General features: G+C 48.9%; 16 protein-coding genes. 9 read left to right on the forward strand and 7 right to left on the reverse strand.

Annotation, left to right across the window (positions count from 1 at the left end):
* The first annotated feature begins 18 nt into the window (after positions 1 to 18).
* Positions 19 to 615: an LPP20 family lipoprotein gene (locus BIT28_RS22490; RefSeq protein ID WP_075767182.1), complete on the forward strand. Its 597-nt coding sequence runs from the start codon at positions 19 to 21 to the stop codon at positions 613 to 615.
* A gap of 46 nt (positions 616 to 661) precedes the next feature.
* Here the strand turns inward: BIT28_RS22490 and BIT28_RS22495 are convergent, their stop codons facing one another.
* A complete protein-coding gene (locus BIT28_RS22495) occupies positions 662 to 1495 on the reverse strand; it encodes a sugar phosphate isomerase/epimerase family protein (RefSeq protein ID WP_075767183.1) in 834 nt (277 codons plus the stop codon).
* Between the two features lie 465 nt (positions 1496 to 1960).
* Between BIT28_RS22495 and iolB the strand changes: the two genes are divergently transcribed.
* Both iolB and iolG read left to right on the forward strand, forming a co-directional pair.
* A complete protein-coding gene (iolB, locus tag BIT28_RS22500; RefSeq protein WP_075767184.1) occupies positions 1961 to 2785 on the forward strand; it encodes a 5-deoxy-glucuronate isomerase in 825 nt (274 codons plus the stop codon).
* 93 nt (positions 2786 to 2878) lie between these two features.
* Positions 2879 to 3865, forward strand: coding sequence for an inositol 2-dehydrogenase (gene iolG / locus BIT28_RS22505; protein WP_075767185.1), 987 nt, complete (start codon positions 2879 to 2881; stop codon positions 3863 to 3865).
* 284 nt (positions 3866 to 4149) lie between these two features.
* Here iolG and BIT28_RS22510 read toward each other — a convergent pair whose 3' ends face one another.
* The 4 genes from BIT28_RS22510 to BIT28_RS22525 all read right to left on the reverse strand — a co-directional run bounded on the left by BIT28_RS22510 (position 4150) and on the right by BIT28_RS22525 (position 9062).
* Positions 4150 to 5013, reverse strand: a complete 864-nt coding sequence (locus BIT28_RS22510) for a MurR/RpiR family transcriptional regulator (RefSeq protein ID WP_075767186.1) — start codon at positions 5011 to 5013, stop codon at positions 4150 to 4152.
* A gap of 312 nt (positions 5014 to 5325) precedes the next feature.
* Positions 5326 to 6342 carry an ABC transporter permease gene (locus tag BIT28_RS22515; RefSeq protein ID WP_075767187.1) on the reverse strand — a complete coding sequence of 339 codons (1017 nt, stop codon included), beginning with the start codon at positions 6340 to 6342 and terminating at the stop codon, positions 5326 to 5328.
* Between the two features lie 110 nt (positions 6343 to 6452).
* Positions 6453 to 7946 carry a sugar ABC transporter ATP-binding protein gene (locus BIT28_RS22520; protein ID WP_075767188.1) on the reverse strand — a complete coding sequence of 498 codons (1494 nt, stop codon included), beginning with the start codon at positions 7944 to 7946 and terminating at the stop codon, positions 6453 to 6455.
* A gap of 96 nt (positions 7947 to 8042) precedes the next feature.
* A complete protein-coding gene (locus BIT28_RS22525; protein WP_075767189.1) occupies positions 8043 to 9062 on the reverse strand; it encodes a sugar ABC transporter substrate-binding protein in 1020 nt (339 codons plus the stop codon).
* Positions 9063 to 9720: 658 nt separating this feature from the next.
* On the opposite strand from BIT28_RS22525, the gene BIT28_RS22530 reads away from it, so the two are divergent.
* Genes BIT28_RS22530 through BIT28_RS22545 form a run of 4 tightly spaced genes read left to right on the forward strand, consistent with a single transcriptional unit; the run spans position 9721 to position 15949 of the window.
* The gene (locus tag BIT28_RS22530) at positions 9721 to 11628 is read left to right on the forward strand and encodes a bifunctional 5-dehydro-2-deoxygluconokinase/5-dehydro-2-deoxyphosphogluconate aldolase (protein WP_075767190.1); all 1908 of its coding nucleotides are present in this window, start codon (positions 9721 to 9723) and stop codon (positions 11626 to 11628) included.
* A gap of 15 nt (positions 11629 to 11643) precedes the next feature.
* Positions 11644 to 13494 carry a 3D-(3,5/4)-trihydroxycyclohexane-1,2-dione acylhydrolase (decyclizing) gene (iolD, locus tag BIT28_RS22535; RefSeq protein WP_075767191.1) on the forward strand — a complete coding sequence of 617 codons (1851 nt, stop codon included), beginning with the start codon at positions 11644 to 11646 and terminating at the stop codon, positions 13492 to 13494.
* A 28-nt stretch (positions 13495 to 13522) separates the two neighbouring features.
* The gene (gene iolE / locus BIT28_RS22540) at positions 13523 to 14425 is read left to right on the forward strand and encodes a myo-inosose-2 dehydratase (RefSeq protein WP_075767192.1); all 903 of its coding nucleotides are present in this window, start codon (positions 13523 to 13525) and stop codon (positions 14423 to 14425) included.
* A 12-nt stretch (positions 14426 to 14437) separates the two neighbouring features.
* The gene (locus BIT28_RS22545) at positions 14438 to 15949 is read left to right on the forward strand and encodes a CoA-acylating methylmalonate-semialdehyde dehydrogenase (protein ID WP_075767193.1); all 1512 of its coding nucleotides are present in this window, start codon (positions 14438 to 14440) and stop codon (positions 15947 to 15949) included.
* Positions 15950 to 16032: 83 nt separating this feature from the next.
* Here the strand turns inward: BIT28_RS22545 and BIT28_RS22550 are convergent, their stop codons facing one another.
* On the reverse strand, positions 16033 to 16338 hold the full coding sequence (locus BIT28_RS22550) for a panthothenate synthetase (protein ID WP_075767194.1): 306 nt from the start codon (positions 16336 to 16338) through the stop codon (positions 16033 to 16035).
* Between the two features lie 198 nt (positions 16339 to 16536).
* Here BIT28_RS22550 and BIT28_RS22555 point away from each other — a divergent pair, with 198 nt between their 5' ends.
* Complete coding sequence (locus BIT28_RS22555) at positions 16537 to 16884, forward strand: RidA family protein (protein ID WP_075767195.1); 348 nt, start codon at positions 16537 to 16539, stop codon at positions 16882 to 16884.
* A 108-nt stretch (positions 16885 to 16992) separates the two neighbouring features.
* Here the strand turns inward: BIT28_RS22555 and BIT28_RS22560 are convergent, their stop codons facing one another.
* Positions 16993 to 17484: a MarR family winged helix-turn-helix transcriptional regulator gene (locus tag BIT28_RS22560; protein ID WP_075767196.1), complete on the reverse strand. Its 492-nt coding sequence runs from the start codon at positions 17482 to 17484 to the stop codon at positions 16993 to 16995.
* A 92-nt stretch (positions 17485 to 17576) separates the two neighbouring features.
* On the opposite strand from BIT28_RS22560, the gene BIT28_RS22565 reads away from it, so the two are divergent.
* Positions 17577 to 18794 (forward strand): multidrug effflux MFS transporter, encoded by a 1218-nt coding sequence (locus BIT28_RS22565; RefSeq protein WP_075767197.1) that lies wholly within the window; start codon positions 17577 to 17579, stop codon positions 18792 to 18794.
* Positions 18795 to 18873 lie beyond the last annotated feature (79 nt).

Consider the following 18873-nt stretch of genomic DNA (forward strand, 5'->3'; position numbering starts at 1 on the left):
AATTTGCAAGGACTGTACATGAAAAAAACATTGATTGCTCTTACTTCAGTTAGCCTGTTAACTATTTCTGGTTGCTCATCTGCGCCAACGGCTACTGAATTGGCTGAAGATCAGATAAAAGCTGAGCAAGTTATTGCTGATGCAAAGCAAGAGAAAGCTGAAAAACAATTGAGCAATATTCCTGATTGGGTACTGAATCCACCTCAAAATGATGTTACAGGTGTTTATGGGATTGGTATCGCGGAAAGCTCGAAACTGAATATTGCGATTAAGAAAGCGACGCTTAATGCTCAATTTGAATTAGCAAAAGCATTCAATCAAGAGATGTCCGGTAATGAGAAAAGCTTTATTCAAGAAAGTAACTCCGGAGTAACAGAGCAATATACTCAGCTGATTGATACTATCGTAGATAATGTACCTATGGGCGGCTATGTAACAGTCAGGCAAGAAGCGGTGACCAATGATGGTAAGTTTACTGTATATAAATTGATGAAGCTTACCTACGAGCAAGCGCAAAAAGCAGCTCAAAAGGCTAGTATGCAATCAACAGATGATAAGATAAAAAATGCCTTTAGAGAGCTTGAAGAAAGATTAGATAGTCGGAAAAAAGCTTAAAAATAATGTTAGAGGTCGATAGTAATATCGACCTTTTTTATTTCTGCTAAGACATGGTAATAAGCTTCTTCATACCATCAAGCATTGCGGCTGCGACTTCGTAGTGGTCCGCTTCCCATAACTGGTCATTGAGGAATTCGCCTGAGTAGAAGCCGTTATAACCGGTGCTCTTGATAGCATCGACCCACTCCTGGAGAGGGATTTCACCGTCTCCTAGTAAATAGCCTCTTAGCTCTTTTTCGTCGACCCAGGGAGCGCCGACGTCAGGGCGGGTACCGTCAGAAAGGTGTACGTTATAGATGAGTTGTTTGTCGATTTTTGCCATGTCTTCAGGCGCTGCACCTCGGCAGGCCCAGAAATGCCAGGTGTCGAGCACAAATCCGAAATTGTCACGTCCAACCGCATCATATAACCGGTAGTAGTCTTCGAGGGTCGCTATCGGTGTCCAGGCTGCGCCTTCGTATTGGAAACGAATACCGTGTTCTTTGCCAATATCTGCAATACGCCTGATGTTTTGCGCAGTGATCCGGATATTGTCCTCAACAGAGAGTCCGTTAAGTGCTTCGAAGGCATTTAACTGAATGGTCGGTGCGCCTATTTCGGCAGCAAATCGACATAGCGTGGTGACGTTGTCAAATACGGTCTGTTGGGTCGCCAAGTCGGTGGCTTCAACAGATCCTACGATGTCGATAGCACTAGGCGTAATTTGAGCTTCTTCAAGTCGAGATTTCAGAGCGGAAGCCGTTAATCCTGCCTGAATATAACGCCATAGCTTATCTGTGTGAATTTCCAGCCCCTGATAGCCAGTCTCTCTGGCTAAGCGGATGTCGCTGACGATATTGCTGTGCAGTGAGCACATTCCATGTAATGCGTAGCGCATGATAAATCCCTCGTGAAGTCGTGATCGAACAGGTTGCTCTTAGCTGTTATTGAAGGCTGAGTATAGTTTCAAAAAAGAGGTTGAAAAATATTTTTCGGTTTGTTTTTATATTGAGCCCACAAAAATGATAATAAACACTGCGTACTCACTGTGTTGTTGTCCATATCTAATATTGTGGGGTTATGATTAGGCTGGGCCACATGCTTTTCGGTGAAAAATATTTATCGCGCCATGCTCAATCAGTGAGAACAGTCGTGGAGATTAACTGGCTATGGTGAAGCGGAAGAATTTATGCCAGATACGCAACAAAAGGCGTTTAATTTTTACGCATGTTATCTCGCCCACAAAATGAACGATGCACTAACATTTTATTTTGGAATGTAAGTTTCATGTTGATACTATTTTGAAAAATTAATTCTATAAGCTGAGTATGAAGCCAGCACAACGAGAAAGTGAGGTCAGTAAATGTCAACGTTGCTATCTAAATATCAATCGCCGGATCATCTGGGCAATACTCAACGGATTACTCCTGAATCTGCAGGGTGGGGATATGTTGGGTTTGAGGTGTATCAGCTGGAAGTTGGTCAGAGCCTGACTATGTCAGCATCAGACAATGAGGTATGTCTGGTACTGGTTGGCGGAAAAGCGACGGTTACGACAGATACAGCCTGTTTTGAGAACATTGGCGACAGAATGGGGCCGTTTGAACGTAAGAAACCCTATGCTGTCTATGTTGCAAAAGGTGAGGCATATACCGTTGTCGCCAATACGCCGCTGGAACTTGCAGTATGCCTTGCGCCGGGAAAAGGGAATTATCCGACCCGCTTGATAGGGCCGGAGGATATCGATGCTGAATCTCGCGGTGTTGGTAACAACCGTCGTTATGTTCATAACATTTTGCCGGATTATAAAGAGGCGGACAGTCTGCTGGTGGTTGAAGTGTATACCGACGAAGGCTGTACCAGCTCCTATCCGAGCCACAAGCATGATCACAGTGCCGAACCGGCAGAAACCTACCTCGAAGAAACCTATTATCACCGGCTCAATCCCGAGCAGGGTTTTTGTATGCAGCGTGTCTATACCGACGATCGTGAGTTGGATGAGTGCATGGCGGTATACAACAAAGATGTCGTTCAGGTTCCGAAGGGCTATCACCCGGTGGCAACGATTGCCGGTTATGACAGCTACTACCTGAATGTGATGGCAGGTCCCGTGCGGAAATGGTTGTTTACCTGGGAGCCTGATCATCGATGGATAAACAGTGAAACTTACGCCGAAAAGAATAAATAACAATCAACAACCTAAACCCATTATTTTAATAACGTGAAACCCGCGAGCACTTTGATAAATAGAGAACAGTGCTCGCTAGCTAAGGAGTCAGGCATGTTTAATATCGCGCTATTTGGGGCTGGCCGTATTGGTCAGGTTCATGCTGTCAATATTGCTAATCACCCGGAAACGAATCTCTACTCTGTGATCGACCCTTATTTGGAAGGGGCACAGAAGCTGGCAATTCAGTACGATGCTGTTATTCAGAGCGTGGAAGAAGCGATGGCTGATCCGGCTGTTCATGGAGTATGCATTGGTTCAGCAACTGATACCCATGCCAATTTAATCGAGTTGGCTGCCCAAAATGGCAAAGCAATTTTCTGTGAAAAGCCAATTGACCTTGATCTTAGCCGTGTACGTGACTGTCTGGCAGTTGTGAAGCAGCATAATGCACCTATGATGGTGGGCTTCAACCGCCGCTACGATCCTCAGTTCCGTCAGGTAAGGGAACAGTTAAGTGCGGGGGTGATCGGCAAAGCCGAATCCCTGCTTATCACTTCGCGTGATCCGTCGCCACCGCCAGCGGAATACAGCAAAGTTTCCGGTGGGATGTTCCGGGACATGACAATCCATGATTTGGATATGGCCCGTTTTATCATCGGTGAAGATCCTGTTTCTATCTCCGCCCATGGTAGTTGCATGGTCGATCCGGCCATTGGAGAAGCTGGCGATATCGACACGGCCGTGATCGTGATGAATTTCCCGTCTGGTGCAATTGCCACAATTACCAACAGCCGCCGCTCTGGCTATGGCTACGATCAGCGTATCGAGCTTCACGGTGAGAAGGGTTTGCTTCAGGCCGGAAATGTCAAAGAAAACCTGGTTCAGCACTGGGGTGAGCAAGGTTGTATCAGCGCCAAGCCGCAGCATTTCTTCCTGGAACGCTATCAGGCTGCCTATATTGCAGAATGGCAGCGTTTTGTTGATGTTCTGGCTGGTAAATGCGAGCCGGAATGTAATGGCTATGATGGTGAGCAGGCGCTGGTTCTGGCTGAAGCGGCACTTGAGGCGCTCCATAGTGGCAAGACAGTATCGCTGTAGTGAAATAACTTTGTAATGAAGTAGCAAGGTTACCCCGTGTTCCTAATAAGTGGTTTGTTCAGATAACCTAGATGAGTGAGTAGGGAGCTGAATTCAGCCCGGTATCAACCCCCATTGATACCGCGTTGGCAGATAAAGAGCTTAATTGAATGAATTGCTTAGTTTTAGCCTCGCAACTGCGAGGCTTTTTTAGTTTTGTACTGTTGGTTTTGAACGGCTAGCGGCTAACGTGAAGCTTTTAGCATCAAATTGTGAGAAGGGTTGCTGCAGCAGGCAGGAAAAGCCTAGCGTGTTGCTGTGGTCGATTTGGATTCGCCTTTTGTTTCACCTTGCTTGTACGCCAATGATACGGCCAGTGTCTGAGCCAGGCACAGAGAGGCGGACTGAGAGCGGAATGCATCCACTTGGGCTTCTTTGACAATGAAACAAACATCGCTAAATGAAGCCAATGGGCTGATTTGGCTGTCGGTCATGACGATTTGCTTGGCACCGACCTGAGAGACGATTTCACTGAGCTCGACCGTTTCCTGGGCATAGGGAGTGAAGCTGACTGAAATAACAGCATCATTGGGGCCGATCATGCTCAGCTGTTCCTTGAACATCCCGCCAAGGCCGTCAATCAGGAATGCCCGGCGCTCAAGGTGGCGCAGTGCATAGGTCAGATAGGATGCAACGCTGAACGAGCGACGCAGGCCTATTAGGTAGATGTTGTCGGCATTGGCGAGGATATCGACTGCCTGCTGCAGTTTTTCCGGTGAAGTTTGCGTGGCGAGTTGCTGCATAGCTTGAGCATTGGCGCGGGCAAACTCCTGCAGGATGTCTTCTGGGCGCTCTGGTGGGGTATGGTTACCTTCCAGTTCCTTAAAAAGCCTTGCTCTGTCGGTGTAGCTTGCTGTTTCTTCAACCAGGTTACGACGAAATAGCTGTTTCATTTCATTGAAACCGGTAAAGCCAAAGGCATTGGCAAAGCGGATAAGGGTAGAGGGGGGGACGTCGGCCTGTTTGGCGATCACCGCCACTGTATCGAAAGCGATGCTGTTTGTGTTATCCAGCACGTACTCAGCGACTTGTTGCAGACGCTTGCTCAAATCGCCATAGCGAGAGCGAATCTGATCCTGAAGCTCAGTCAGGTTAGTAGCTGCAGACATCTTTGTCTCCGTTTAAAAGTTCTGACTTAATTGTAGGGTTTTGTGCTTTGAAGTGAAACGTATTTTTCAAATTCAGGTGTTTTAATTCCATGTTGGAATAATCATTTCGAGTGTGGTCACTGTTCGGGTGGATAGAACAACGACTAATTTGGGCTCAATCTAGAAAAAAACGCGAAAAAAAAGCCACGCGTCCTGGGAGAAACGTGGCTACCTCAACCCAAGGGGCCTACAGTCAAACTTGAAGTAATACCAATCACTCATCCAGATTGGTATAAAGAAGAGTGAATCAAATTAATCATATTGTTTGGTCAGTTATTTGCTCTTTTTCTGTCGCTTCATATCGAAGATAACGGCCACAACAATAACCAGACCTTTCACGACCTGCTGCCAATAGGCTGATACGTTGAGCAGATCCAGACCGTTTTGCAGTACACCCATAATCATGGTGCCGATGATGGTGCCCTGAATGGTGCCGATACCACCGGCGTGAGAGACCCCACCGACAGTTGCTGCAGCGATGGCGTCAAGCTCGTACATAACCCCAAGGCCCGGTTGACCTGAGTTAATACGTGCAGCCAGAATTAGGGCTGCGATACCGGCAAGCAGTCCAGCGTAGGTATAAACCAGAATCTTGTATTTTTTAACATTGATGCCTGATACATACGCGGCATTTTCATTACCGCCGATTGCGTAGGCATATTTACCGAAACGGGTGTAGTTAAGCAGGATGTAGGAAACAATTGCCATAATGATGAAAATCAGCACCGGAACAGGTAGCCCGGCAATATTTCCCTGACCAATCCACTGGTAGGAGTCAATCAGGCTACTAACAGGACGGCCGTCTGAATAGAGCAGGGCGGCGCCGCGGGCAATGATCATCATCCCCAGGGTGGCAATAAACGGAGGAACACCGGTAAAGGCAATCAACGCACCGTTGATAAAGCCGCAAAGAGCACCGACAGCAAGGGCTGCAATAATAGGTACAATAACCGGCAGTTCAGGCATGCTCGGGTACATCCGCATTCCCCAGTCCAGCGTTTGCGCCATACTGGCTGATACGACGGCAGCAACGGCAAGTACTGAACCGGAAGAAAGGTCAATGCCTCGGGTGATAATGATGATGGTGACGCCCAGAGCCAGCAGGCCGATACTGGCCATCTGAGTGACAACGTTAAGTAGGTTGGCCACGGTCAGGAAGGCCGGGGATAAAATCGACATCACCACACACATGGCGACAAAGACAACATAAATGGCATATTTCGAGGCAAATCGCTTCATGTTTGCCGAAGAGCTTTCGCCCTCTGTTGTCCGTAGCAGTTTCGCAATCATAACTACATTCCTTGATTTGTTTCATGCTATTTGGGTTTCCGCCGGGCGGATATGACGCTTATTCGTTTGCAAGCGCCAGCTTGGTATCGAGTCTTTATTTGTCTTGATGATCAGGTCAGGGCTACTGACATGATTTTCTCCTGGGTGGCTTCATGGCCATCCATGGCACCTTTGAGCTTGCCTTCATGCATGACCAGGATCCGATCGCTCATTCCCATCACTTCGGGAAGCTCGGATGAAATCATGACCAGGCTTTTGCCCATACCGGTGAGCAAGCGCATTAGCTTGTAGATTTCAGATTTGGCGCCCACGTCGATACCACGAGTCGGTTCGTCGAGGAACAGAATGTCAGGCTTGGTGAGCATCCAGCGTGCCAGCAATACTTTTTGCTGGTTGCCGCCGCTGAGGTTATCGATGGTCTCGTTCATGTGCGGCGTTTTGACCTGAAGCTGCTTACAGTGGTTTTCACTGTCGCTACGCATCTTGCGCACATCCAATACGTTAACCACTTTGTTTCGATAGGCATCCAGATGGGCAATCGAGGTATTAGCAAAAATATCGAGCATCAGGTAAAGACCTGAATGGCGGCGATCTTCGGTTAAAAAGGCCATTTTGTGACTGATTGCGTCCTGAGGTGTGCGGATCTCGACATTCTCACCGTTGATCCAGATCTCTCCGTAATCCTTCTGTCGCACGCCAAACAGGGTTTCGATAAGCTCGGTACGACCGGCACCGACCAGCCCGGCGATACCCAGAATTTCGCCTTCATGTAGTTTGAAGCTGATGTTGCTGAATGCACCGTCGACGGACAGGTTCTTGACTTCGAGCCGGGTTTTGCCCGGTTTGGCTGTAGGAGGCGGGAATACATCGCCGAGATCCCGGCCAACCATCATCTGTACCAGCTCATCGTGATTGGTGTCTTTAGCCTCACGCTCGCCGATGTAGCAGCCATCCCGAAATACGGTAATGTCGTCACAAATACGGAATATCTCATCCATCTTGTGACTGATATAGACAACGGCTACACCACGTGACTTGAGCATTTCGATGATCTCAAACAGGTGGTCGACTTCTTTGTCAGTCAGTGCTGACGTCGGTTCGTCCATGATGATGATTTTTGAGTTGTAGGAGATAGCTTTGGCAATTTCGACCATCTGCATGGTGGCGACCGTTAGTTCGCTCATATGAATACGTGGGTCGAGTTTTAGATCGAGCTTGGCGAGTAACTCCTCTGTATCTCGGTACATCTTGTCATGATCGATAAGCTTCAGCGGGCCTTTAAGCGGTTCCCGGCCGAGCCAGATGTTCTCGGCGATGCTGCGGTGCAGAACAGGCGAGAGTTCCTGATGGATCATTGATATTCCGGCTTCGAGCGACTCTTTGGCACCATGAAACTCAACCAGCTCTCCTTTATAGCGAATGGTTCCACAATCACGTTCGTAGATGCCGAACATCACTTTCATCAGAGTGGATTTACCGGCACCGTTTTCGCCCATGAGTGCCATTACTCGACCTTCCTTCAGAGTGAGCTGAACATTATCCAGCGCCTTGACCCCCGGGAATGTCTTGGTAATACCGCGCATCTCTAGTAATACTTGGCTCATGCCTCTTTTACTCCAGAGTAGGGCTCTGTATGTCGCACCGAAGGATGTTCGATACAGAGCCAAAGTTAGGACTGTTATTGGTTTATCGCTGCTGAATTAGCCTTTTTTTGCTTCGAATGCTGCAAGGTTGTCCTTGGTTACCAGCTCGGCAGGGATCCAGGTGATTTTTTCCTGAGCTTTGTCGGCAACAGCATTGAGAGCTGCATCGATGGCTCCGCGAGCCTGACCGGCACCGTCCTGAAATACTGTGGCATCCAGGGTGCCTTTTTTGATTGCCATCAAGCCATCTGGGGTTGCATCAACACCGACAACAATGGTTTCGTCAAGTTTGCCAGCCGCTTGTAGAGCCTGAATAGCACCTAGCGCCATGTCGTCGTTGTTAGCCAAAATGATGTCTAGCTTGTCACCTGAATTGATCCAGTTCTCCATTACTGTCATGCCCTGAGCGCGCTGCCATAAACCGGTTTGCTTGCGCAGAACATTGAAGTCTGGCTTGTCTTTGAAAAACTCTTCGACACCTTGAGTACGCATGATTGCTGCTTCCTGAGTCAGCATGCCCATCAGGATCCCGATGTTGCCGCTATCAATGGAGTTTGCAGCGAACTGAGCCTGGGTTTCACCGAACTTAAGCTCTTCGGAGCCGACATAGTAAACACCTTCTGGCATGTAGGAAGGGCGACGGTTCAAAAAGACAAGGTCAATGTCGGCCTTGGTGATACGGTCGGTCATTGGTTGGGTGGCATCGGTATTAACCGGAACCAGAATAATGGCGTCCATCTGCTGGACGATAAAGTTTTCGACTTGTCCCAGCTGCTTGGCAGTATCTTCTTTAGCGTCGACGAAGATGAGTTCAACTTTGCCATCAAACTGATCGGCATATTTGTCCATGGCATCTTTCATATACACCATGAATGTGTCATCGAAGTTCGGAATAGCGACACCTATGCGGGTTACATCGCTGTTAGCTTCTTCCCCGCCACAGGCAACAAGTGCCAATAGACCTGTTACGAATAGGCCGGAGCGGATGAGTTTTTTCGGTTTCTCGATTAAGTAGGTTGCAGCAAGTTGTACGCTTTTGGTTAGCAGCGAGGTAAATCCGTTGGTTGCTGATGGCATTGTTGCCTCCTTCATTATTATTCACGGCCAGCGCTAGCACCCTCTGATCAGTGTTTTAAACGCAGTTCAGACGTTTCACTGTTGCTGGTTGTGGTGGCTTCATAATCAATTTAATGACCAGAGCCGAGTCTTCACGTTATTGAAAAATATTTTTTGTGTTGGCGGTGAAAACTATAAGACCAGAATGGAAGTATAACCACAGCCAATGTTGCAAAAATGTATAAACTGTTAACTTGGTCTCATTTAAAATTAATTTTCGAACAAAGGTTTCGAGTTAAGGTGTTGATTTTAAAGGTTTAATAATTGATTGTTTTTTGTGCTTTAATGTAAGTAGTTGATTTTTAGTAAATTACGGAACTTTTATTTCATTAATTTCAAAATTCGCTACATTGGCGAAAAATATTTTTCATTTTATTTTTCGCTAGGTGAGAAAATGAAAATTTGCGTGAAAAATGTCAGGGTGATCACAGTTAGATTTATTTATTTCAAAAGATGTTGATGGTGAAACGTTTATTCCGTATAAACCTAATATCGAAACAGCAATGTTAATTATTTGATACCGAAATATATCTGCACAGTGTCGGTGCGGTGAGAACAAAAGACGTTCGGTCATGGCTCAGGGTTACCTGCCGGGTGGCTCTAGGAAGGAGTAGATAGGATGACGACCAGTGATAAGAAGCTTGATCTTATATGTATGGGGCGCGTAGCAGTCGATCTTTATGGTCAGCAAATTGGTGCCAGATTGGAAGACATGGGGACATTTTCCAAGTATCTCGGTGGTTCGTCGGGAAATGTTGCTTATGGAACAGCGCGGCAGGGACTGAAATCTTCGATGTTGGCTCGGGTCGGCGATGAGCATATGGGGCGCTTTTTGCGTGAAGAGCTGGAGCGAGTTGGCGTCGATACCAGCAATTTGATCACCGATAAGGAACGCCTGACTGCGTTAGTGATTCTGGGAATCAAAGATGAAGAGACGTTCCCGCTGATTTTTTATCGTGATAATTGTGCTGACATGGCGATAACCGCAGATGACGTCGATGAGGATTACATTGCATCGGCACGTTGTTTGGCGATTACCGGAACACACCTCTCTAACCCGAAAACCCGTGATGCCGTACTGACGGCGCTTCGCTATACGCGTAAGCATGGTGTTAAAACCGCACTTGATATTGATTACCGCCCGGTGCTTTGGGGGCTGACAACACTGGGAGACGGTGAAACCCGCTTTGTCGAGTCTGAACAGGTGACAGAGCAGCTTAAAGAGGTGCTTGGCCTGTTTGACTTAATTGTTGGAACAGAAGAAGAGTTTCACATTGCCGGCGGTTCAACCGATACCGTTGAAGCGTTGAAATCGGTTCGTGAAATCACTCAGGCCGAATTAGTCTGCAAGCGTGGCCCGCTTGGATGCTCCGTCTTTAGCGATGTGATCCCCGGCGATTTGGATGAGGGAATAACCGTCCATGGTGTACGGGTTGATGTCCTGAATGTGCTTGGGGCTGGTGATGCCTTTATGTCAGGGCTGCTTCGTGGCTATCTCAATAACGAAGGGTGGGAGAAGGCGTGTGCTTACGCCAATGCGTGCGGTGCATTGGTCGTATCCCGCCATGGCTGTGCACCGGCAATGCCGACCAAAGAAGAGCTGGATGACTACCTGGCGAGGGCTAACGATGTTCCAAGGCCTGATTTGGATGAACACCTTAATCATCTTCACCGTGTGACTACCCGTGATAAATCCTGGCCGGAGTTGTGCGTACTGGCTTTTGATCATCGTATTCAGTTTGTCGAGATGGCGCGAAAAGTCGGGGCAGATCTCTCGCGCATAAGCCCGCTGAAAAAACTGATCTTCAAGGCGAGTCAGGAAGTGGCGCAGGAAGCTGGGCTCCAAGGGAAGGCTGGTTTGTTATGTGACGGCAATATGGGGCAGGACGTGCTCAATGAAGTTACCGGCAAAGGCTGGTGGATTGGCCGCCCGGTTGAGCTACCGGCTTCCCGTCCGCTTGAAATGGAGCACGGCAATATCGGTTCTCAGCTGATTAGCTGGCCGTTGGAGCATGTTGTCAAATGCCTGGTCTTTTTTCATCCCGATGATCACCATGCGCTGAGACTGGAGCAGGAAAAGCAGGTTCAGGAAGTCTATGCAGCTTGTTGTCAGTCCGGTCATGAATTGTTGCTGGAAGTCATTTTGCCAGCCGGAATGGAAAAAACGGATGCCTTGTATCTTCGGGCAATGCAGCGCTTCTACAACCTGGGCGTCAAACCCGACTGGTGGAAATTGCCGCCGATGGCAACAGAGAGCTGGGCTCAGGTAGAAACATTGCTTCAAGAACGTGACAAGCATTGCCGGGGCGTTGTGTTGTTAGGTCTGGATGCGCCGGAAGCTGAATTGCAGGCGGGCTTCAATGCAGCAGCATCGAACTCGGTTGTTAAGGGGTTTGCGGTAGGACGAACCATTTTTGGTCAGCCATCCCGTGACTGGCTTGCCAATAATATCGACGATGCCGAGCTGATTGAGCAAATCAAGCGCAACTATCACAACCTGATCACTCTTTGGCGTCAGCGCGGATAATAAAGGAGCCTAGCAATGACTGCAACTACGATTCGCCTGACGATGGCTCAGGCTCTGGTCAAATATTTACAGGCACAGAAAGTCGATATTGAAGGTGATATTCAGCCACTGTTCGCCGGTGTGTTCGCTATCTTTGGCCATGGCAATGTCGCGGGCTTGGGCGAGGCGTTATATCACGCCAACGATAGCTTGCCGACTTACCGTGCTCATAATGAACAGGCAATGGCGCATAGTGCGATTGCTTTTGCCAAGGCCAATAATCGTCAGCAAATGATGGCGGCAACCACATCGGTAGGGCCGGGGGCATTGAATATGGTAACAGCGGCGGCACTGGCTCATGTCAACCGCTTGCCGGTACTGCTGCTACCGGGGGATACCTTTGCGACTCGTGAACCGGATCCAGTTTTGCAGCAGGTGGAGAACTGGGCCGATCCGACCATAACCCCCAATGACTGCTTCAAGCCGGTCAGCCGCTTCTTTGATCGTATTACTCGTCCTGAGCAGCTATTGAATAGCTTGCCGCAGGCGATGCGAGTGCTGACCGATCCGGTAGAGTGTGGTCCGGCAACTATTGCTATCCCGCAGGATGTTCAGACCATGGCGTTTGATTATCCGGTGCACTTCTTTGCTGAAAAAGTACATAGGATCCGCCGTCCCGGTGCGGATGATACCGAGCTAGAGCAAGCACTGGCGCTGATTAAGGCTGCCAAGCAGCCCTTGGTGGTAGCCGGTGGTGGCTTGCATTACTCGCAAGCACTGGATGAGTTCAAAGCGTTTGTCGAAGCCTATCAGTTACCGGTTGGTGAGACGCAGGCCGGAAAAGGAGCTTTGCCATGGGACCATCCGTCGAACCTGGGTGCTATTGGTGTGACCGGATCGTCTGCCGTGAATACGTTGGCCAGTGAAGCGGATGTTGTTATTGCAGTCGGAACGAGGCTGCAGGATTTCACCTCAAGCTCGAGAGCGTTGTTCAAGCCCGATGCCAAAATTATCTCGCTTAACGTCAACGGTTATGACGCAACCAAGCACTATGGCATCCCGCTGGTTGCTGATGCAAAACGTACCTTGCCGGCTCTGAATGATGGGCTTGCCAATTGGCAGGTGAGCAGCGGCTGGCTGGAACACGCACGACAGCAGCGAGATAGCTGGAATGAGACAGTGTCTATTGCAATGACAGATCGCGGCACTGAACTGCCGACCGATGCCGAGGTGATTGGTGCGGTGAACCGTAGTGCCGGTGAGAAAGATATCGTTGTCTGCGCCGCAGGCGGCCTGCCGGGTGAGCTGCATAAGCTCTGGCGAACTAGATATGACAAAGGCTATCACCTCGAATACGGCTTTTCATGCATGGGTTACGAAATAGCCGGTGGCCTGGGCGTGAAAATGGCCAAGCCGGACTCGGAAGTCTTTGTGATGGTTGGAGACGGCTCCTATCTGATGCTGAACTCGGAAATTGCCACCTCAGTGATGTTGGGACAAAAACTGATACTGGTGGTGCTGGATAACCGAGGTTACGGCTGTATCAACCGACTACAGCAGGCCTGTGGCGGGGCTGGGTTCAATAACCTGCTGAAAGACTGTAACACCGTCGAGGCAGGGGCTCCCAAGACAGATTTTGCGGCCCATGCAAAATCGCTTGGAGCACAGGCAGAGAAAGTCGGCAACATTGCCGAACTGGAACAGGCTCTGGAGCGTGCCAAGCAAAGTAACAGCACCTACGTGATCACATTGGATACTGATCCGCTAAGCACGACGGAGTCGGGCGGTTCATGGTGGGAAGTGGCTGTGCCGGAAGTATCGGAGCGTGAACAGGTTCGAGAGGCCAGGAAACGTTACGAGTTGGCCAAGCAGCAGCAAGTGATCTAAACGAATAGGCATATAAAGGAGAATAAGCATGGCAGTTCAACTAGGTATCAACCCACTGACATGGACTAATGATGATCTACCGTCCCTTGGTGCAGAAACACCTTTGGAGACTTGTCTGCAGGAAGGTCGTTCGGCAGGCTTTGCAGGCTTCGAACTGGGTAATAAGTTTCCCCATCAGGCGAGCATTCTTGGTCCTATTCTGGTCGATCACGATCTTAAGCTAGTTTCCGGCTGGTACTCCGGTGAGTTATTGACCCGCAGTGTCGAAGAGGAAATCGAAGCAGTTCAGCCGCATCTTACATTGCTGCGTGAACTGGGCGCCAAAGTCATGGTGTTTGCCGAGGTGACCGGTTGTATTCATGGACAGCAGGATACCCCTGTACACCTGCGGCCTGAATTTCCAGCTGACCAATGGCAGGAATACGGCAGGAAGCTGACGGAGTTTGCCCGCTATACCCAAAGTCAGGGAGTGCAGATTGCTTACCACCACCACATGGGAACAGTGATTGAAACGGCACAGGATATCGACGATCTGATGGAGTATACCGGTCCGGAAGTGGGGTTGCTGCTTGATACCGGGCATCTGACTTACGCCGGAGCCGATCCGGTTGCTGTAGCTACTCGGTGGGCTCACCGTATCAATCATGTTCACACCAAGGATATTCGGGCAGATGTATTGGCCGATGTGAAAAATCGTAAAACCAGCTTCCTTGATGCGGTGCTTAGCGGGGTGTTTACCGTACCGGGTGATGGTTGCGTTAATTACCCAGCCTTATTCGATGTACTTAACAAAGTTGGTTATGAAGGCTGGCTGGTGGTCGAGGCCGAGCAGGACCCTGCGGTTGCCCACCCGATGACCTACGCCACGATGGGATACAAGAATTTACAGCAACTCGCTCAAGAAGCCGGGCTGCTTGACTGCAATAAGTAAGAGGAACCAAAAATGGAAACAGTTCAGAACTATATCAATGGGCAGTTGAGCGAGAGTCACAGCGAGCGCCTTGCACCGGTATTTAACCCGGCAACAGGCGAGCAGATCCGCCAGGTTGTTCTAAGCTCGGTTGCGGAAACGGCTGAAGCTATCGCCATCGCTGATCAGGCTTTTACCGCCTGGGCCAAAACCTCTCCGCTTAAGCGGGCACGGGTAATGTTCAAATTCAAGGCATTACTTGAAGAAAATATGGAGAAACTGGCCACGCTGATATCTCAGGAGCACGGTAAGGTGTACTCGGATGCTGTCGGTGAAGTCACCCGTGGGTTGGAGGTGGTGGAATTTGCCTGTGGCATTCCTCATCTGCAAAAAGGCGAGCATTCGGCGAATGTCGGTACAGGGGTAGATAGCCATTCACTGATGCAGCCATTAGGTGTCTGTGCGGGGATCACGCCGTTTAACTTCCCGGCTATGGTTCCGATGTGGATGTTCCCGATTGCCTTGGCGACTGGTAATACTTTCGTCCTCAAGCCTTCTGAGAAAGATCCGTCTCTGGCACTGGTGATGGCAGAACTGCTGAAAGAAGCGGGCTTGCCTGATGGTGTGTTTAACGTAGTCAATGGAGACAAGGAAGCGGTGGATGTACTGCTGACCGACCCGCGTGTACAGGCGGTAAGTTTCGTTGGCTCGACGCCAATTGCCGAATACATTTACAGTACAGCATCAGCTCATGGCAAGCGTTGCCAGGCGTTGGGCGGAGCCAAGAATCATTGTCTGTTGATGCCCGATGCTGATTTGGATATGGCAGCCAATGCGATTATGGGCGCAGCCTATGGTGCTGCGGGTGAGCGTTGCATGGCATTGTCAGTTGCCGTGGTGGTTGGTGACGAAACCGGCGATAAGCTGATTGACAAGTTGACTAAGCACATCAGCGCAATGCGTGTTGGTCCCGGTGTGGTCGAAGGGTCGGAGAATGATATGGGGCCGGTGATCTCTGCTCAGCACAAAGACAAGATCTGTGATTACATCGGTTCGGGTGTCGAGCAAGGAGCATCTTTGGTGGTTGATGGTCGTAGCCTGAGTGTAGCGGGTCATGAGCAGGGTTATTTCGTCGGTCCGACTCTGTTTGACAATGTTTCGCCTGAGATGACTATCTACAAGGAAGAGATTTTTGGCCCGGTATTGTCAGTAGTGCGAGTGCCGGACTACCAGACTGGGCTGGATTTGATTAACCGTCATGAATACGGCAATGGTACGGCCGTCTTTACACGAGATGGCGAGACCGCTCGTCAGTTCAGCGAAGATGTATTGGCTGGTATGGTTGGAGTCAACGTGCCGATCCCGGTTCCGATGGCATTCCATAGTTTCGGTGGCTGGAAGCGTTCGGTCTTTGGTCCGCTAAATGTCCATGGGAATGATGGTGTCCGTTTCTACACTCGGATGAAAACAGTCACCAGTCGCTGGCCAACAAGTGTTCGCCTCGAGCAGCACGCAAGTTCGTTCGTAATGCCGACGATGGATTAAATGCTTATCTGCATTAAAGGTTTACACGATTGAACAAAGCGCCGGACATTGTTCCGGCGCTTGTATTTAGGAGGATTGTTGGGCTATAGCCATTTCTTGCCAAGTTGGTCCAAACCAGAAGAAGCAAGATCTTCTGCTGTCATGGCAATACGAAAACGGCAGTCAGCATTGAAGATCAGGAAGAATGGCTCGGCGTAGCTGGGGATCTGTGATGCATGGTCGATATCTAGAACCAGCATTGCGTTCCGCTTTCCATGTTGCTCGACGAAATAGCAATTTTCTGGTTTCAACTCTTCGAGGATCCGGTTCATGACATCCTCAATTTTCCCCTCTTTTACCAGAGTGTTGAACGGTTCGTGTGGGAAGTTCACATCCAATAACATCTTCATAGTTTTATGCTCGCAACGAAAGTGAACAGCTTTATTTAGCCTTAGTAGATCTTAGCGGCTAAATTGTGATGACGAGCCTTAATTTATTGTCAATAAGCATAGTTATATCGGTTTCAACTGGAAGCGATTAGGACTAAAATGTGCCTTCTCTTCGCCCATACCCTGGGCTGTTTTCCTTATAATGAAAAAGGCGATAGTATGATCGAACGTCTGGAAACCAAGCAACGCATGAGCCGTATTGTTAAGCACAACGGCACGATTTATCTTTGTGGCCAAGTGTGTGCTGATGCCACGCAAGGTATCAAGGAACAAACAGCAACAATGCTGGACAAAGTAGAAGCCTTGCTTGAACAGGCTGGTAGTGACAAAGAGCACATGCTTTCAGCCACTATCTACATCAAAGATATGAAAGACTTCGCTGAAATGAACGAAGTTTGGGACAACTGGGTACCAGAAGGTCACGCCCCAGCTCGCGCATGTGTTGAAGCGAGCATGGCTCGTGACGCACTGTTGGTTGAAATCTCTGTCGTAGCTGCAGAGAAATAAGCATCATTATTTGGTGCATTTGCAGCAGCAACTATTGCTGTTAGCAAGAATGGGCATGTCTGGTTCTCAGACCTGCTCCATTAAAGACCTTTATCCTTTCTTATATCTCTATTCCCTTGCAGTTAATAGCTTCTCCAACAGCATATTGAGTTGTTCCTGCTCCTTGTCCGATAAAACTGAAACGTACTCTTGTTCGTGGTTATGTAACTGCTGAATGATTCTGTCGATCAGCTCTTTTCCCTTTTCCGTCAGTTTGACTAATTTGCTGCGCTTGTCTTCCGGATTGTCGAGTCGCTCAATAAGCCCCAGCGTGGTGACACGACTCAGCACTTTTGTCAGTCCGCCGGAGCTGAAAAGCATAGAACGGTAGAGTTCGGTAGGGGACAAGCAGCAAGGCTCTCCATGTCGGCGTAATGCTGCCAATACGCTGAAATCAGCCCGTTGAAGATCATATTGATCGAGGATTTCGATCAAATCCTGCTGATGATAGTCATGAATGCGGTGGAGGCGAAGGATCGCCGGAGAGCCTTTTTCAGCAGACTGTGGCCAGTTATCTTCTATTTTCTTCAATATGTTAGCGACTGTTTCTTGCTTGCTCATGATTTACCCTCTCCAGTGGAGGTTTAAATATATCTTGCTGGAAAGATAATTGCCAGCTAGTATCTTTCTAGAAAGATAAGTAAGAGGTTTTCATGAATAAAAAAATGCCAACGTCGCTGATCATCTTGCTCGCGGCTGTTTTCGCTATGTCTCCTTTTGCGATAGACAGCTATTTGCCAGCTATTCCTGTAATGGCGGATGATCTACAGATTGATATCTCTATGGTGTCAGTGACGGTTAGTATTTATGTATTGGGTATGGCGATAGGCCAGTTAATAGGCGGTCCGCTATCAGATCGGTTTGGCCGCAGATCGGTGATGGTTGCTGGCTTGCTGATTTTTTCTACAGGCAGCTTGCTGATTGCCACGGTGGAGTCGATGGAAATGCTATGGGCATGGCGAGTGCTTCAGTCTATTGGTGGCGGTATTGCGGTTGTCGGGGTGCCTGCAACCATCCGTGATAATGCAGAAGGAAAAGAGGCGGCTCGGTTATTCTCTCTGGTTGCTCTTATCATGATGTTGGCACCGTCTATTGCACCAACTGTTGGTACTGTGATTCTCAAAACATTAGGCTGGCACTGGATCTTTATTGCGCTTAGTGTCATCGCGGTTTTTGTCTCTCTTTGTGCCGTATTTATTATGCCAAAAGCTGAGAAAACCGTGGGGGCTAAGAAGGTTAAATCCGGCTATCTATCAGTAATCAAAGAGCGACGGGCGCAGGGCTATTTGCTGGCACAGGCATTTGGCTATGCGGTATTGATGACTTTTATTACCAATGCGCCGTTTGCCTATATCGAACATTTCGATGTGAGTGTCGAACTCTTCTCTGGGTTGTTTATCGCCAATGTGACGGGGATTGTGATTGTTAACCGCACCAATAGTTTGTTGCTGAGGGCTTACGAGCCAGCCACTTTGTTAAAAGCCTTTTTGGGTATGCAGGTGATTGGCGGTGTGATTCTTGTCAGTTCTCTGGTTATTGCGCCAGAAAATCTGTGGTTTGCTGCTGCTGGTTTTGTCATTTCAATCGCTGCCAATGGCGGCATCATGTCTAACTCCAGTGCCTGCTTCATGCGGTATTTTTCCCATAATGCCGGTGTTGCGTCGGCGCTGCTTGGGGCTGTGCAGTATGCTGTCGGGGCTGGTGTCAGTGCTTTGGCTGCAATGCTATGTGTAGATACGCTTTGGCCAATGGCATTGGCGATGTTTATCTCAACGCTTATAGCACTGACTGGGGCTGTTATTAGTTCACGCGTAGAGCCGGGCAGTTCGAGTGAGAAGGCCTCCCCTAAGGCTGGGCAGCAAGCGGAATAAAGGGCGTTTCTCTTTGTTAATGCATGACAAACCACATACATGGCTATTCTTAAAGACGTAGAAATTTAATTTCAGTACA

This window comes from Photobacterium proteolyticum (assembly GCF_001939735.1).
In the GTDB taxonomy this organism is placed as follows: Bacteria; Pseudomonadota; Gammaproteobacteria; order Enterobacterales; family Vibrionaceae; genus Photobacterium; species Photobacterium proteolyticum.

Excerpts from the sequence above, each read along its gene's own strand:
- BIT28_RS22510 (WP_075767186.1), bottom strand. The coding sequence starts at position 5,013 with ATGTCTGCAGCTACTAACCTGACTGAGCTTCAGGATCAGATTCGCTCT.
- BIT28_RS22565 (WP_075767197.1), top strand. The coding sequence starts at position 17,577 with ATGAATAAAAAAATGCCAACGTCGCTGATCATCTTGCTCGCGGCTGTT.
- BIT28_RS22520 (WP_075767188.1), bottom strand. The coding sequence starts at position 7,946 with ATGAGCCAAGTATTACTAGAGATGCGCGGTATTACCAAGACATTCCCG.
- BIT28_RS22495 (WP_075767183.1), bottom strand. The coding sequence starts at position 1,495 with ATGCGCTACGCATTACATGGAATGTGCTCACTGCACAGCAATATCGTC.
- BIT28_RS22530 (WP_075767190.1), top strand. The coding sequence starts at position 9,721 with ATGACGACCAGTGATAAGAAGCTTGATCTTATATGTATGGGGCGCGTA.
- BIT28_RS22545 (WP_075767193.1), top strand. The coding sequence starts at position 14,438 with ATGGAAACAGTTCAGAACTATATCAATGGGCAGTTGAGCGAGAGTCAC.
- BIT28_RS22560 (WP_075767196.1), bottom strand. The coding sequence starts at position 17,484 with ATGAGCAAGCAAGAAACAGTCGCTAACATATTGAAGAAAATAGAAGAT.
- BIT28_RS22525 (WP_075767189.1), bottom strand. The coding sequence starts at position 9,062 with ATGCCATCAGCAACCAACGGATTTACCTCGCTGCTAACCAAAAGCGTA.
- BIT28_RS22515 (WP_075767187.1), bottom strand. The coding sequence starts at position 6,342 with ATGATTGCGAAACTGCTACGGACAACAGAGGGCGAAAGCTCTTCGGCA.
- BIT28_RS22550 (WP_075767194.1), bottom strand. The coding sequence starts at position 16,338 with ATGAAGATGTTATTGGATGTGAACTTCCCACACGAACCGTTCAACACT.
- BIT28_RS22555 (WP_075767195.1), top strand. The coding sequence starts at position 16,537 with ATGATCGAACGTCTGGAAACCAAGCAACGCATGAGCCGTATTGTTAAG.
- iolB (WP_075767184.1), top strand. The coding sequence starts at position 1,961 with ATGTCAACGTTGCTATCTAAATATCAATCGCCGGATCATCTGGGCAAT.
- iolE (WP_075767192.1), top strand. The coding sequence starts at position 13,523 with ATGGCAGTTCAACTAGGTATCAACCCACTGACATGGACTAATGATGAT.
- iolD (WP_075767191.1), top strand. The coding sequence starts at position 11,644 with ATGACTGCAACTACGATTCGCCTGACGATGGCTCAGGCTCTGGTCAAA.
- iolG (WP_075767185.1), top strand. The coding sequence starts at position 2,879 with ATGTTTAATATCGCGCTATTTGGGGCTGGCCGTATTGGTCAGGTTCAT.
- BIT28_RS22490 (WP_075767182.1), top strand. The coding sequence starts at position 19 with ATGAAAAAAACATTGATTGCTCTTACTTCAGTTAGCCTGTTAACTATT.